Below are 13,811 nucleotides of genomic sequence, written 5' to 3' on the forward strand. Positions count from 1 at the left end.
GCGGCCGCCGTGCGGGTCAGCCCGCGGGCGGCCACCGGCACCCCGCCGGCCGGGCCGGCGTGGGCGGGAGCGCCGACGCGCGCCTGGAGCACCGGCTCGCCGTTGGTGCGCACCTGGCTCAGCACCAGCAGCACCGCCTTCGCGAGCGTGGTCACCGGGTCGGCCGTGTCGACGCGGATGACCGCCCGCGCGCCGGCGGCGATCGCTGCGGCCGCCGCGCGCGGATCCTCCGTGCCGAAGAAGACCACCGTCGCGCCGGGCGCCACCGCGAGGACGCGGCGGGAGAACTCCGCGCTGTCCGGGCGGGCCAGGGCCGGGTCCGCCAGCACCAGGTCCACGGGCAGCTCACTCAGCCGGGCGAGGGCCTCGACCATCGTGACGGCGGTCCGCACCGCGTGTGCCACGCCGAGTCTCGCCGCGGCCGCGGCGACCGTCTGTGCCGCGACCTGTGTTCGCACACACACCAAAATCGTACGCACCGTCGTGCTCCTCTCTCTCAAAGAGAGAAACACGAAATGGCGAGATCTAGACGTGGTTTCGCCGCGATTGGCCTTACAGAAATTGACCGACGGCATGCCGTTACCTGAGGCGGTCTCGCGCGTTGCACAGGGTTTGTGCCTTGCGCGAATTCCAGGCCGCACGCCTGGAAGGAGGAGCGAATGACGAATGTGACTCGCCTGCCCGGACCGATCGCTGACGTCTGGGACTGGCAGCGGCTCGGGCTGTGCCGGGGACGGGACAGCGCGCAGTTCTTCCACCCCGACGGTGAGCGCGGCGCGTCGCGCGGCCGGCGCGAGGCAGCGGCCAAGAACGTCTGCCGGGCCTGCCCCGTGCGGGCCGAATGCGCAGCTCAGGCCCTCACGTCCCGGGAGCCGTACGGCGTCTGGGGCGGGTTCACCGAGGGCGAGCGGCTGCGGCTGCTGGCGATCGGCTGGGAGGACGCGGCCGACCGCCGCCGGCAGCGGGTCGACGTGCCGCGGCTGGAGGCGAAGCTGGGCCTGCGCCCGGCGCCGGCCCTCACGGCGGGCGCGCAGCAGCCGCTGCGGGCCGGCCGGCCGGGCCCGACGCACCCGGCGCCCGGGGTACCGTCGCAACGTCGCCCGTCCACGCGTGCCGCTGCCCGTTGATTGCTTTTCTTCCAGCCGTTCGGCCGAATCATTCCGGCTTTATCTGACGTCGATCTCAATTGAGTGCCAGCCGGTGGCGCCATCCGGGTCGGGTGGCGCCACCGCGTCGGTCTGGGTCTGTCCGCCGTTGTCGGTGGCGCGCACCGTCAGGCGGTGCTTCCCCGGGGTCGCCGTCCAGTTCAGCCGCCACTGCCGCCAGGTGTCGACCGACGGCACCGCGAGCAGCTCGGCCCGCTGCCACTCGCCCTCGTCCACCTGTACCTCGACCTTCGACACGCCGCGGTGCTGCGCCCAGGCGACGCCGGCGATGACGAGCGGCCCCGCCTTCGGCTCGCCGCCGTCGCGCGGGGTGTCGATCCGCGACTGGGTCTTGATGACGGCCTGGGCCGCCCAGCCGCGCTTGATCCAGTACGCGTCGAAGTCCGCGAACGACGTGAGCTCCAGCTCGGCCAGCCACTTCGTCGCCGAGACGTACCCGTAGAGCCCCGGGACCACCATCCGGACCGGGAAGCCGTGCTCGATCGGCAGCGGTTCGCCGTTCATCGCGATGGCCAGCATGGCGTCGCGGTCGTCGAGCAGCACGCTCGTCGGGGTGCCGGCGGTGAAGCCGTCGACGGAGCGGCTGACGACCTGGTCGGCGCCGGCTTTCGGCCGCGCCTCCGCCAGCAGGTCCCTGACCCGCACCCCCTGCCACTTCGCGTTGCCGATCAGGCCGCCGCCGACCTCGTTCGAGACGCAGGCGAGGGTGATGTACCGCTCGATCATCGGGCGCTTGAGCAGCTCGTCGTAGGTGATGGTGACCTCGCGGTCGACCCGCCCGTGGATGCGCAACGTCCAGTCGGCCGGCGAGACCTGCGGGACGACCAGGGCGGTGTCGATGAGGTAGAAGTCCTTGTTCGGCGTGACGAACGGGGCGAGATCGGGCAGCTGGGCGTCGGCCTGCGGCGGGAGGCCGGCGGCGCTGTCGCTGACCGCGGGCACCTGCACGGCGGCCCGCTCGGCCTGCACCCCGCGGCGGGTGGCCCACCACCGGCTGGCGAACCCGACGACGGCCGCGCCGGCGAGGGTGCCGCCGGCGACGCGCAGGAACCAGCGCCGCTGCTCGTACGTGTAGCCGCTCTCGCTCGGCTTCGGCCGCAGGGTCGTCTCGAGGACCGCGACCGCGGCGATGCCGCCGACCAACGTGGGCACGAAGGCGTACCACGGGGCGTTGTGCCTGGTCAGCGCGGCCACGATGCCGACCGCGGCGAAGATCCCGATGCCCGCGTAGCCGTAGATCCGGTTCCTGGTGGCGGCGAGCGCGCCGGTGACGGCGGCGAACGCGGCGAGCAGGACGAGGGTGCCGACGAGGAGGGCGACCTTGTCGTACGTGTAGAAGACGTCGACGGCGAAGTTCTTGACCCCGGCGGGCACCGCGTCAACCACCACGCCACCGACGGCGACGAGGGGCGCGGTCGCCGCACCGGTGAGGATGGCGACGGCCTCGGCCACGGCGATGGCCGCGGCGGCAGCGGTGATCCCGGCGAGCGCACCGTACGTACGACTTCTCACGCCGCCAAGCATGCGGCGCCCTGCAGCGTGCCACCAAGCCCGGTAATGGAACCCTAATCATTCCGGCGCCCGCATGATCAAGGGAAACCGATGGCTGCCCTGGCAGCCGTTTGCTTCCCTTGATCATGGCCCGAGCGGTGGGGCCTGCATGATCACGGCAGTTTCCGTCCGCATACGACCCACGAACTGCCACGATCATGCCGGAGCGGCGCGCCGGCGACACGCACGACGGGGTGGCGCGGGACAGCGAAAGGGGAGCCCCCGAGCGAGGGCTCCCCGTTCGGTACGGCGTGGGTCAGAAGCCCGGGCCGTGCGAGTGGCCGTGCCCGTGGCCGTGGCCGTGACCGCCGGCGGCGGGCTCCGGGGCCTCGGGCTTCTCGACGATCAGGCTCTCCGTGGTCAGGAGCAGGCCCGCAATCGACGCGGCGTTGGCGACCGCGCTGTGGGTCACCTTCACCGGGTCGACGATGCCCGACTTGACCAGGTCGACGTAGTCGCCCGTGGCGGCGTCCAGGCCGTGACCGAAGTCCTGGGCCTGCACCTTGCCGACCACGACGTAGCCGTCGAAGCCCGCGTTCTGGGCGATCCAGCGCAGCGGCTCGACCAGGGACTTGCGGACGATGGCGACGCCGACCTTCTCGTCGCCGGTCAGGCCCAGGTCGCCGTCGAGGACCGGGGCGATCTGGGTCAGGGCGGCGCCGCCGCCCGGGACGATGCCCTCCTGGACCGCGGCCTTGGTGGCCGAGATCGCGTCCTCGATGCGGTGCTTGCGCTCCTTCATCTCGATCTCGGTCGCGGCGCCGGCCTTGATGACGGCGACACCGCCGGAGAGCTTCGCGACGCGCTCGTTCAGCTTCTCCTTGTCCCAGTCGGAGTCGGACGCCTCGATCTCCTTGCGGAGCTGCTCGACGCGGGCGGTGACCTCGGACTTGTCGCCGCCGCCGTCGACGATCGTGGTCAGGTCCTTGGCGACCACGACGCGGCGGGTCCTGCCCAGCTGCTCCAGGCCGACGGTCTCCAGCTTGTAGCCGAGCTCCGGCGCGACCAGCTCGGCGCCGGTCAGGATCGCGATGTCCTGCAGCATCGCCTTGCGGCGGTCGCCGAAGCCGGGGGCCTTCACCGCGACGACCTTGAAGGTCTTGCGGATCGCGTTGACCACCAGGGTCGACAGGGCCTGGCCCTCGACGTCCTCGGCGATGATCAGCAGCGGCTTGTTGTCCTGGACGATCTTCTCCAGGAGGGGCAGCAGCTCCTCGATCGCGGCGATCTTCTGCGTGGTGATGAGGACGTAGGCGTCCTCGAGGACCGCCTCCTGCGCCTCCGCGTCGGTCACGAAGTGCGGGGAGATGAAGCCCTTGTCGAACTGCATGCCCTCGGTGACCTCGAGCTCGGTCGTGAGGGTCGAGCCCTCCTCGACCGTGATGACGCCGTCGCGGCCGACCCGCTCCATCGCCGACGCGATCAGGTCGCCGATCGCGGCGTCCTGGGCCGAGATGGTGGCGACCTGGGCGATCTCGGTGTGGCTCGCGACCGGGGTCGCCTTCTCCTTCAGCGCCTTGACGACGGCGGCCGCGGCCGCGTCCATGCCGCGCTTGAGGCCGGTCGGGTTGGCACCCGCGGTGACGTTGCGCAGGCCCTCGCGGACCAGCGCCTGGGCGAGCACGGTGGCCGTCGTGGTGCCGTCACCGGCCACGTCGTTGGTCTTGGTCGCGACCTCTTTGACCAGCTGCGCGCCGAGGTTCTCGTAGGGGTTGGCGAGCTCGATCTCCTTGGCGATCGTCACGCCGTCGTTGGTGATGGTCGGGGCACCGAACTTCTTGTCCAGGACGACGTTGCGCCCCTTGGGGCCGAGCGTGACCTTGACCGTGTCGGCCAGGCGGTTGACGCCGTGCTCCAGCAGGTGGCGCGCCTCGTCGGAGAAGCTCAGGATCTTCGACATGCTTGTGAATTCCCTTCAAAGCGACACCGCCCCGGCCGCCTGCGCTCCTGCGCACGGTCCGGGGCGGTGGCCACTGCTACTTGGTCTGGATCGTCACTTCTCGATGACGGCGAGCACGTCACGCGCGGAGAGCACGAGGTACTCCTCGCCCGCGTACTTGACCTCGGTGCCGCCGTACTTCGAGTAGATGACCGTGTCGCCGACCTTCACGTCGATCGGAACCCGGTTGCCCTTGTCGTCGATCCGACCGGGGCCGACCGCGAGGACCGTGCCCTCCTGGGGCTTCTCCTTGGCGGTGTCCGGAATGACGATGCCCGAGGCGGTGGTCGTCTCAGCCTCGTTGGCCTGGACCAGAATGCGGTCCTCGAGCGGCTTGATCGCAACCTTCGTCGCGGTAGTCACGGGCATACCCTCCTGGGGTATTGATTCTTGCGCTATCGAGTGCCCGGTGAAGCCGTCGTCGCGGGTGCCGGCTCCGGCCGGGGTGGCTGGCACCCTCGACACGAGAGTGCTAATCGGAGGTTATGTCGCGGTCTAGCACTCCGTCAAGGAGAGTGCCAAACACGCCACGAAATCACCCGCGCATAATCGTCGGGTGGACGTCGACGACCTGCTCAGCGAGGCCGGCCAGCGCGCATTGACGGCCGCCGCGGCGATCGGCACCGCAGACCCGCTCAAGGCAGCTGAACGCCTCCGCGCCCAGGGTATTCCACCCGCCCTCGCCGCCGCCGCGCTCACCCAGGTCGAGCTGCGCCGGAGGGCCGCCGCGAAGTTCGGCGCCGACGCGGCCGTGATGCTGTTCACCCGGGCGGGCCTGGAGCAGGCCACCCGGGCGGTCGTCGCGGACCGGCGCGCGCAGCGCCTCAGGCGCGCCGGGGTGACCAGCGTCGCCGACCTCGGCTGCGGCATCGGCGCCGACACGATCGCGTTCGCGCGGGCCGGGCTGCGGGTCCGGGCGGTGGAGGCCGACGCCGCCACGGCCCGGATCGCGGAGGCCAACGCCGCGGCGCTGCGCCTCACGGGCGTGACGGTCGAGCACGGCGACGCCACCGAGGTGGAACCAGCGACCGACGCCGTCTTCTGCGACCCGGCCCGCCGGACGAAGGGCGGCCGGCGGGTGTTCGACCCCAGGGCGTACGAGCCGCCGTGGGACTTCGTCACCGCCCTGCCCGGCCGCACGCCGCACACCGTGCTCAAGCTCGCACCCGGCATCGACCACGACCTGTTGCCCGACAACGCCGAGGGCGAATGGGTGAGCGTCGACGGCGACCTGGTCGAGGCGGCGGCCTGGTGCGGCCCCCTCGCCGAGGTGCCCCGCCGGGCCACTGTGATCACCGCCACCTCGACCCACGAGCTCACCGGCACCGGCCGGGAGCAGGCCCCGGTCGCCGGGCCGAAGCGGTACCTCCACGACCCCGACGGCGCCGTCATCCGCGCGCACCTCGTCGCCGAGTTCGCCGCGGCGGTCGGCGGCACCCTCGCCGACCCGACGATCGCCTACACCTACACCGACGAGCCGGCGACAGGCCCCTTCGCCCGCACGTACGAGGTCCTCGAGCACCTGCCCGTCGCGCTCAAGCGGCTCCGGGCGGCACTGCGCGACCTCGACACCGGGCCGTTGACCATCCTCAAACGCGGCTCCGCCCTCGACGTCGAGGAGCTCCGCCGCAGCCTCCGGCTCACCGGCTCGAACCCCGCCACCGTCGCGCTCACCCGCATCGCGGGCGAGCCGGCGGTACTGCTGCTCAGAACAGCGGCTGGCCCAGCCGCTGCTGGAGGTTGACCAGCACGTCCTCGGCGAGCAGCTCGGGCTGGCGCCGCCCCAGCTGCTCCATCAGGAACAGCCCGGTGTCCCGGCACATCTCGTACGTCAGCCGGTCGTGCAGCCAGCGCAGCCACTCGACGATCTCGTTGACGTAGAAGGACACGCTCTGCTCCGAGTTGCGCTGCCGCCGCTCCTCGGCCACCACCTGCAGCGCCGCGACCAGGCGCCGGATCGGGAAGTCGTGCCCGGCCAGGGCGTCGGCGAACACGTCGGCCCGGTGCCGCGGCACGGTCGGCGCGACGGTCAGCTTCGGGAACGGCGGCTCGCCGGCCGTCCACACCTGGGCGCTGCGCGGCACGAACTCCGGCTCCAGCACCACGTCGACGCGGGAGGCGTGCCCGGGGTCGTCGACCGCGACGAGCACGCGGGGCGCGTAGCTGTTGGCCTTCGTCACGTACCGCGACAGCCCCGTCGCCTCCTCGACGCAGAACCGCCCGTCCGGCAGCGCCAGCTTCCCGTCGAAGACCAGCTTCCCGACCCGCGGGCCGGCCCCCTGCCACAGCCGCACCCGCACCAGCCCGACCTGCGGCCGCGCCGCGACCCGGACGTGGTGCTCCGTCGCCGTGACCGGGCCGTCGCCGTCGAACACGGACAAATCCACCGCGGTCGTGGCGCCCAGGAAGATGTGGCCGTGGCCGAGGTACATCTGGACGGCACCGATCTGCATCTCGCTATTGTGGGCCAGTGGCGAGCAAGGGCACCCCGGCGACCGCACTGCTGACGCGAGCGAAGATCGTGTTCACCCCGCACACCTACGAGGTCGACCCCCGGGCCGCCTCCTACGGCGAGGCCGCCGCCGCGGCGCTGGGGGTCGACCCGGCGCGGTTGTTCAAGACGCTGGTGACGACCGTCGACGGCAAGCTGACCGTCGGCGTGGTCCCGGTGTCGAGCTCCCTCGATCTCAAGGCATTGGCCGCCGCCGTCGGCGGGAAGCGGGCCGCGATGGCCGAGCCGGCCGCCGCCGAGCGCGCGACGGGGTACGTGACGGGCGGCATCTCGCCGGTCGGGCAGCGCTCCCGGCTGCCGATCGTCATCGACGCGTCGGCGTCGGGCTTCGAGACGATGTTCGTCTCCGGGGGGCGCCGCGGCCTGCAGATCGAGCTGGCCCCGGACGACCTGGTGAAGGTGACGGACGCGATCACGGCGGACATCGCAACTCGGTGAGGAGCCGTATCCTGATGCCGTGCGCGCCTCCGACGAAGACCGCGAGCGGGTGATCACCGACCTGCAGCGGCACACGAAGGCGGGCCGGCTCACCCTCGACGAGTTCGCCGAGCGCGCCGGCACCGTCTACGCGGCCAAGACCCTCGCCGAGCTGCACCGGGCCACCGTCGACCTGCCCAAGCTCAGCCGGGAGCTGGCCGAGCCGGTGAGCAACGACCGGCAGCTCCTGCTCACGTTCCTGTTCGCGATCGTCGCCGTCGTCGTGATCGGCACCTTCTACGCCCTATTCCACTGAGCCGTGCCACGACCGCCACAGCGCGGCGTAGGCCCCGCCGGCGGCGACGAGGTCGTCGTGGCTGCCCAGCTCGGTGATCCGGCCGTCCTCGACGACCGCCACCCGGTCGGCGTCGTGCGCGGAGAACAGCCGGTGCGCGATCGCGATCACCGTGCGCCCTTCGAGCGCGCCGGCCAGGGACCGCTCCAGGTGCCGCGCGGCCCGCGGGTCGATGAGTGACGTCGCCTCGTCCAGCACGAGCGTGTGCGGGTCGGCCAGGACCAGGCGGGCCAGGGCCAGCTGCTGCGCCTGCGCGGGCGACAGCGCCGGCCCGGTGGTGCCGAGGCCGTCGGGCAGGGCGTTCACCCAGTCGAGCGCGTCGACGGTGGCGAGCGCCGCGAGGAGCTCGTCGTCGGTGGCGCCGGGCCGGGCCAGGGTCAGGTTGTCGCGCAGGGTGCCCATGAACACGTGGTGCTCCTGGGTGACCAGGGCGACGTGCCCGCGCAGCTCGTCGAGCGGGAGGTCGGTGAGCGGCACCCCGCCGACCTCGACGGTGCCGGCGCGGGGCGCGTGGATGCCGGCGAGGAGCCGCCCGAGGGTCGACTTGCCGGCGCCGGACGGGCCGACCATCGCGATCCGCTCGCCGGGCCGCACGTCGAGGCTGACGCCGTGCAGCACGTCGCGGCCCTCCACGTAGGCGTACCGGACGTCGCGCGCCTCCAGCCGCTCGTCGCCGGGCCGCGCGGCGGACGGGGGCACGTCCGGCGCCGCGGCCGAGCGCACGCCGACGATCCGGGCGAACGACGCCAGGCCCAGCTGGAGCTCGTCGAACCAGGACAGGATGTGGTCGAGCGGGTCGATGATCGCGACGAGGTACAGCACGCCGGCCGTGACCTCGCCGACCGTGGCCCAGCCCTCGAACACGAACCAGCCGCCGGCCACGAGGGCGACGGCGCCGGGCAGCACGTAGCCGAACTCGGTGAGCGGGAACCAGACCGTGCGCAGCGACAGCGTGTACCGGGCCGCCGCGTACGTCTGGCCCAGCTGCTCCTGGGTGCGGTCGATGCGCCGCCGCCGCAGGCCGAGCGTCTCGACGGTCCGGGCGCCCTCGACGGTCTCGGTCAGCCCGTCGGTCAGCCCGGCGAACGCGGCGCCCTCGCGCAGGTAGCCGGGGGCGGCCCGGCGGAAGTACCACCGCGAGCTGGGGTACAGCACCGGGACCGCGACCAGGCAGGGCAGCAGCAGGATCGGGTTGACCAGCGCGATCGCGCCGAACGTGAGGATCATCTGCAGCAGCGAGATGACGATCGTCGGCACCGCCAGCTGCACCGTGTCGGAGGTGCGGCCGACGTCGCGCGACGCCCGGGTGAGCAGGTCGCCGGTGCCCGCCCGCTCCACCGTGGACAGCGGGACGGCCAGCACCCGGTCGACGAACTCCTCCCGCAGCCGCGCGAGGACGGCCTCGCCGAGCCGCGCCGACGCCAGCCGGGCCGCCCGGACGAGCACCGCCTGGGCGACCACGAACCCGGCGATGGCGATGGCCACGCGATCCACAGTGGCGGCGGTGGTACCCCGGGAGACCCGCTCCACCAGGCCACCGAGCAGCCACGGGGCGGCGAGCCCGGCCACGGCGGCCAGCAGGTGCAGGGCGAGCACCCAGGCCAGCGTCCGCGGATAGGCGGCGAAGAGCCGCCGGAGGTAGGCGCGGACCTCGGCGCCGGTGGCGACGGGCAGCATCTAGTCCTCCTCGCGGGTGACGACGCCCCGGTACTGCGGGCAGGTGTCGAGCAGCTCCCGGTGCGACCCGACGGCGGCGACCCGCCCGTCGGCGCCGACGAAGGCGACGCGGTCGGCCCGGTCGAGCAGCAGCGGGCTGGTGGTGCAGACGACCGTGGTCCGCCCGGCGCGGGCCTTCGGCAGCCGGTCGGCGATGCGCGCCTCGGTGTGCGCGTCGACGGCGCTGGTGGGTTCGACGAGCACGAGCACGGGTGGGTCGAGCGCGAGCACCCGGGCCAGCCGCAGCCGCTGCTGCTGGCCCCCGGAGAAGTCGCGGCCGCTCTCGGCGATCTCGGTGCCGAGCCCGTCGGGGAGGGCGTCGACGATGTCCTCGGCGCTGGCGGCGTGCAGCGTGGCGGTACCGCCGCCGATCTCGTCCCGCAGCACACCCCGGAACAGCCGGTCGTCGTTGTCGGCGACCACGATGTGGGCGCGCACCTCGGCGAGGGCGAGCCGGGTCAGCGGCCGCCCGGCCAGGCGGGCCGCGGAGCCGGGGACGAGCAGCCCGAGCCGGTCGGCGATCCCGGCCGCGTCCTCGGGCCGGGCCGCGGCGAGCGCCGTCAGCTCGCCCTGGCGGGCCGTGAACCCCGACGCGGGGTCGTCGAGGTCGCCGTCGGCGAGCGGCTCGGGGCCGGCCGGGGTGACCACCTCGGGCTCGATCTGGAGCAGGTCGACGACCCGCCGGGCGGCGACGAGGCCGCGGGTCACCTTCTCGGCGAACTCGGTGAGCGTGCGCAGCGGCGAGATGAGGAACGCCGCGTAGGCGTAGAACGCGACGAGCTCGCCGGGGCTGATCTGACCGGTGACCGCGAACCGGGCCCCGAGCCAGGTCACCAGCGCGATGAAGCAGCCGGGCAGCAGGATCTGCGCCGCCTCGAGCAGCGACTCGACCTTGGCGACCCGGATCCCGGCGGCGCGCACGTGCTGCGACTCGCGCCGGTACCGCTCGGCGAACACCGCCTCGCCGCCCACGCCGCGCAGCACCCGCAGCCCGGCGACGATGTCGACGGCCCGGCTGGTCAGCTCGCCGGACAGGTCCCGCTGCAGCTTCCGGCGGTGGTGCAGGGGCCGCAGCAGCAGGCCGACGACGGCGACCAGGATCGGCACGCCGATGACGACGACGAGCCCGAGCGGCACCGACACCCGCAGCAGCAGCACGCTGACCACGACGATGGCCACGATCGCGCCGCCCCCGCGGGCGGTGATGTCCATCGAGAAGCCGATGTGGTCGAAGTCGGTGGTGCCGATGCTCACGACCTCGCCGGTGGCGACCTTCTTCGGCAGCGTCGCGCCGAGCCGGGTGGCGTGGCGCACCGCGACCTGCACAGTACGGAACCCGGCGGTCATGAAGTTGCTGACCGCGAACCGGTGCCGCATGATCCCGGACCCGGCGGTGACGGCGCCGAGCCCGAGCACCGCGGCCCCGGCCCAGAACAGCCGCCGCTGGTCGTGGGCGGCGAGCGCGTCGATCCCGGCCCCGAGCGCCGCCGGCACCAGGGCCTGGCTGACCATCCACGCGATGCCGAGCAGCACCCCGCCGAGGATGAGCCGCCACTGGCTGCGGGCGAGCCACAGGAGGTACCGCGCGGCCGACCGGCTGTCGGGCCGGCCGGGCTCGGGCAGGGGCAGTCGAATCATGGCCCGCCGACCGTAACCCGCCCGGCCGCCTCCGCGCCTTACCTTTTCTCAGCGGCCGGTCAGCGGTCGGTCAGCGGTCGACTTGCGTGAAGTCCCAGAACTGGGGCTTGCGGGCGACCAGGTGCGACGGCGGGTCGGTGAACGGCTCGGGTGTGCTGCCCCGCCACTTGGACACGACGACCAGCCGCTGGTCGGTCGACGCGTACACCTCGCTGCTCAGGTGCAGCGGGTGGACCTCGACCTTGGGCAGCATCGCCTCGCAGACCCAGGACAGCAGTTCGTCGAACGCCTCCGGGTGCGCCCTGACCTCCCACATGCGCACGATCACGGCGCAGGACTCTACGCCGTCACCGCCGTGACCGGCATCGCGGAGTCCGACGGCAGGCCCAGCTCGCCCGGCGCGGCGCCCGACGCGACCAGGTGCGAGCCGAGCGCGGCGACCATGGCGCCGTTGTCGGTGCACAGCTTCGGCCGCGGGACGCGCAGCGCGATGCCGTACTTGTCGCAGCGCTCCTGCGCGAGCGAGCGGATGCGTGAGTTGGCCGCCACGCCCCCGCCGATCACCAGCGTCTCGATGCCGTGCTCCCGGCAGGCGTCGACGGCCTTCGCGGTGAGGACGTCACAGACCGCCTCCTGGAAGCTGGCGGCGACGTCGTTGACCGGTACCGGCTCGCCGGCCCGCTCGCGGGCCTCGACCCAGCGGGCCACGGCCGTCTTCAGGCCGGAGAACGAGAAGTCGAAGCGGTGCCCGGCCAGGTCGCGGGCGGCGGTGAGGCCGCGCGGGAACGGGATGACGACCTGCCCCTCGCGGGCGGCGCGGTCGATCGGCGGCCCGCCCGGGAACGGCATCCCGAGCAGCCGCGCCACCTTGTCGAACGCCTCGCCGGCCGCGTCGTCGATGGTCGCGCCGAGCGGGACGACCCCGCCGGCCAGGTCGTCGACCCGCAGCAGCGACGAATGGCCGCCGGAGACGAGCAGCGCGATCGCCGGCTCCGGCAGCGCGCCGTGCTCCAGCGTGTCGACGGCGACGTGGGCCGCGAGGTGGTTGACGCCGTAGATCGGCTTGCCGGCCGCGAGCGCGTACGCCTTCGCGGCGGCCACCCCGACGAGCAGCGCACCGGCCAGGCCGGGCCCGGCGGTGACCGCGACGGCGTCGACGTCGGCGAGCGTGATGCCGGCCGTGTCGAGCGCCCGCTGTACCGTCGGCACCATCGCCTCGAAATGGGCCCGGCTGGCCACCTCGGGCACGACGCCGCCGAACCGGGCGTGCTCGTCGACGCTCGACGCGATCTCGTCGGCGAGCAGGGTGTGCCCCCGCACGATCCCGACGCCGGTCTCGTCGCACGACGTCTCGATGCCCAGAACCAGGGGCTCAGTCGTCTTCACGCATCATCACCAGTGCATCCGTGTTGCTGGGCTGGTAGTAGCCGCGGCGAATGCCGACGGCCTCGAAGCCGTACTCGGCGTAGAGCTTCTGGGCGGGCGCGTTGTCGACCGCCACCTCGAGCAGGACCTGCCGCGCGCCGCGGGCGCGGGCCTCGGCGAGCAGCGCCTCCAGCAGGCGCCGGCCGATGCCGCGCCGCTGCGCGTCCTTGCGCACGCCGATGTTCTGCACCCACGCCTCGTCGGGCGGGCTCAGCGCGAGGCCGGCGTAGCCGACGATCCGGTCGCCGTCGAGCGCGACGAGGTAGTGGTGGCCGGCCGCCAGCTCGTTCCAGAACATGGCGGCGGACCAGCGCTCCTCGCCGAACAGCTCGTCCTCGATCGGCAGCAGCTCCTCGATGTGGAACCAGCGCAGCTCGCCGAGCTCGACCGGGGCCGTCACCGCAGCGCCGGCTTCCGTTCGCCGGGCAGCACGGCGTCGGGGCGGCGCAGATACAGCGGGATCAGCGGCTCGCCGGGCGCCTTGGCGCGGATCCGGTCGGCGGCCAGCTCCGCGAGGGCCGTCGCGACCGGGTAGCGCGGGCCGTCCAGCGGGCGGGTGAGCACCGTGGCGTACTTCTCGGCGCCGTCGCCGGCGACGCGCTCGATCCCGTCGAGGGACACCGCGTCGGGCCGGGACACCTCGGGCCCGTCGACCCGGACCCCGCCGGCGTAGACCGCCCAGTAGATCTCCTTGCGCCGGGCGTCGGTGGCGACCAGCGCCCGGCCCGGCAGCCCGCGGCCGATGCCGTCGAGCGAGCACACGCCGTGGACGGGGACGCCGAGCGCGTGGCCGAGCGCGGCGGCGGTGACCAGCCCGGCGCGCAGCCCGGTGAACGGCCCCGGCCCGGTCCCGGCGACGACCGCGGCCAGGTCGCCGGGCGCCACGCCGCCCTCGGTCAGCACGGCGGTGATCTGCGGCGCGAGCAGCTCGCCGGCGCCGCGGGCGTCGACGGTGACCCGCTCCGTGAGCAGAGTCACGTCGTCGTCACTGACCCGCACGAGCGCCGCGGTCACCGCAGGTGTCGCCGTGTCCACCACCATCACCAGCACGCGCCCAACTCTAGACGGCTGCGCAGATAGCGCGACGTCGCC

The 13,811-nt window shown here is 73.4% G+C and carries 13 protein-coding genes and 2 pseudogenes; 4 read left to right on the forward strand and 11 right to left on the reverse strand.

The genetic code is table 11. From position 1 onward, the window contains the following. Nucleotides 1-458, reverse strand: a pseudogene (locus ABZS66_RS08960) (helix-turn-helix transcriptional regulator); the annotation flags it as partial. Between the two features lie 201 nt (nt 459-659). On the opposite strand from ABZS66_RS08960, the pseudogene ABZS66_RS08965 reads away from it, so the two are divergent. Further along, nucleotides 660-998: pseudogene (locus tag ABZS66_RS08965) on the forward strand (WhiB family transcriptional regulator); the annotation flags it as partial. Nucleotides 999-1,166: 168 nt separating this feature from the next. Here the strand turns inward: ABZS66_RS08965 and ABZS66_RS08970 are convergent. From ABZS66_RS08970 to groES, 3 genes are all read right to left on the reverse strand, one after another. Continuing rightward, nucleotides 1,167-2,678 carry a molybdopterin-dependent oxidoreductase gene (locus tag ABZS66_RS08970; protein ID WP_354756555.1) on the reverse strand — a complete coding sequence of 504 codons (1,512 nt, stop codon included), beginning with the start codon at nt 2,676-2,678 and terminating at the stop codon, nt 1,167-1,169. A 295-nt stretch (nt 2,679-2,973) separates the two neighbouring features. After that, a complete protein-coding gene (gene groL / locus ABZS66_RS08975) occupies nt 2,974-4,617 on the reverse strand; it encodes a chaperonin GroEL (RefSeq protein ID WP_354756556.1) in 1,644 nt (547 codons plus the stop codon). Nucleotides 4,618-4,710: 93 nt separating this feature from the next. Continuing rightward, nucleotides 4,711-5,025 (reverse strand): co-chaperone GroES, encoded by a 315-nt coding sequence (gene groES / locus ABZS66_RS08980; RefSeq protein ID WP_190249331.1) that lies wholly within the window; start codon nt 5,023-5,025, stop codon nt 4,711-4,713. A 187-nt stretch (nt 5,026-5,212) separates the two neighbouring features. On the opposite strand from groES, the gene ABZS66_RS08985 reads away from it, so the two are divergent. Then, nucleotides 5,213-6,400, forward strand: coding sequence for a class I SAM-dependent methyltransferase (locus tag ABZS66_RS08985; protein ID WP_354756557.1), 1,188 nt, complete (start codon nt 5,213-5,215; stop codon nt 6,398-6,400). Here the strand turns inward: ABZS66_RS08985 and ABZS66_RS08990 are convergent. Beyond that, a complete protein-coding gene (locus ABZS66_RS08990) occupies nt 6,363-7,109 on the reverse strand; it encodes a hypothetical protein (RefSeq protein ID WP_354756558.1) in 747 nt (248 codons plus the stop codon). The genes ABZS66_RS08985 and ABZS66_RS08990 overlap by 38 nt on opposite strands. Nucleotides 7,110-7,126: 17 nt before the next feature. Here ABZS66_RS08990 and ybaK point away from each other — a divergent pair, with 17 nt between their 5' ends. Together ybaK and ABZS66_RS09000 are read left to right on the forward strand one after the other, a co-directional pair. Beyond that, entirely contained in the window at nt 7,127-7,606 is a 480-nt protein-coding gene (ybaK, locus tag ABZS66_RS08995) for a Cys-tRNA(Pro) deacylase (protein WP_354756559.1), read from the forward strand. A gap of 19 nt (nt 7,607-7,625) precedes the next feature. Next, nucleotides 7,626-7,901 (forward strand): DUF1707 domain-containing protein, encoded by a 276-nt coding sequence (locus ABZS66_RS09000; protein WP_354756560.1) that lies wholly within the window; start codon nt 7,626-7,628, stop codon nt 7,899-7,901. Here the strand turns inward: ABZS66_RS09000 and ABZS66_RS09005 are convergent. The 6 genes from ABZS66_RS09005 to tsaB all read right to left on the reverse strand — a co-directional run bounded on the left by ABZS66_RS09005 (nt 7,890) and on the right by tsaB (nt 13,769). Then, the gene (locus ABZS66_RS09005; RefSeq protein WP_354756561.1) at nt 7,890-9,617 is read right to left on the reverse strand and encodes an ABC transporter ATP-binding protein; all 1,728 of its coding nucleotides are present in this window, start codon (nt 9,615-9,617) and stop codon (nt 7,890-7,892) included. The genes ABZS66_RS09000 and ABZS66_RS09005 overlap by 12 nt on opposite strands. Further along, a complete protein-coding gene (locus ABZS66_RS09010) occupies nt 9,618-11,294 on the reverse strand; it encodes an ABC transporter ATP-binding protein (protein WP_354756562.1) in 1,677 nt (558 codons plus the stop codon). 70 nt (nt 11,295-11,364) lie between these two features. Then, nucleotides 11,365-11,622 (reverse strand): hypothetical protein, encoded by a 258-nt coding sequence (locus ABZS66_RS09015; RefSeq protein ID WP_354756563.1) that lies wholly within the window; start codon nt 11,620-11,622, stop codon nt 11,365-11,367. Between the two features lie 11 nt (nt 11,623-11,633). Continuing rightward, a complete protein-coding gene (gene tsaD, locus ABZS66_RS09020; RefSeq protein WP_354756564.1) occupies nt 11,634-12,680 on the reverse strand; it encodes a tRNA (adenosine(37)-N6)-threonylcarbamoyltransferase complex transferase subunit TsaD in 1,047 nt (348 codons plus the stop codon). Continuing rightward, complete coding sequence (rimI, locus tag ABZS66_RS09025) at nt 12,667-13,119, reverse strand: ribosomal protein S18-alanine N-acetyltransferase (RefSeq protein ID WP_354756565.1); 453 nt, start codon at nt 13,117-13,119, stop codon at nt 12,667-12,669. Before rimI ends, tsaD begins: the two co-directional genes overlap by 14 nt. Further along, nucleotides 13,116-13,769 carry a tRNA (adenosine(37)-N6)-threonylcarbamoyltransferase complex dimerization subunit type 1 TsaB gene (gene tsaB / locus ABZS66_RS09030; protein WP_354756566.1) on the reverse strand — a complete coding sequence of 218 codons (654 nt, stop codon included), beginning with the start codon at nt 13,767-13,769 and terminating at the stop codon, nt 13,116-13,118. The genes rimI and tsaB overlap by 4 nt, the downstream gene beginning before the upstream one ends. Between the last annotated feature and the right edge of the window lie 42 nt (nt 13,770-13,811).

It is taken from the genome of Dactylosporangium sp. NPDC005572 (assembly GCF_040605515.1).
In the GTDB taxonomy this organism is placed as follows: Bacteria; Actinomycetota; Actinomycetes; order Mycobacteriales; family Micromonosporaceae; genus Dactylosporangium.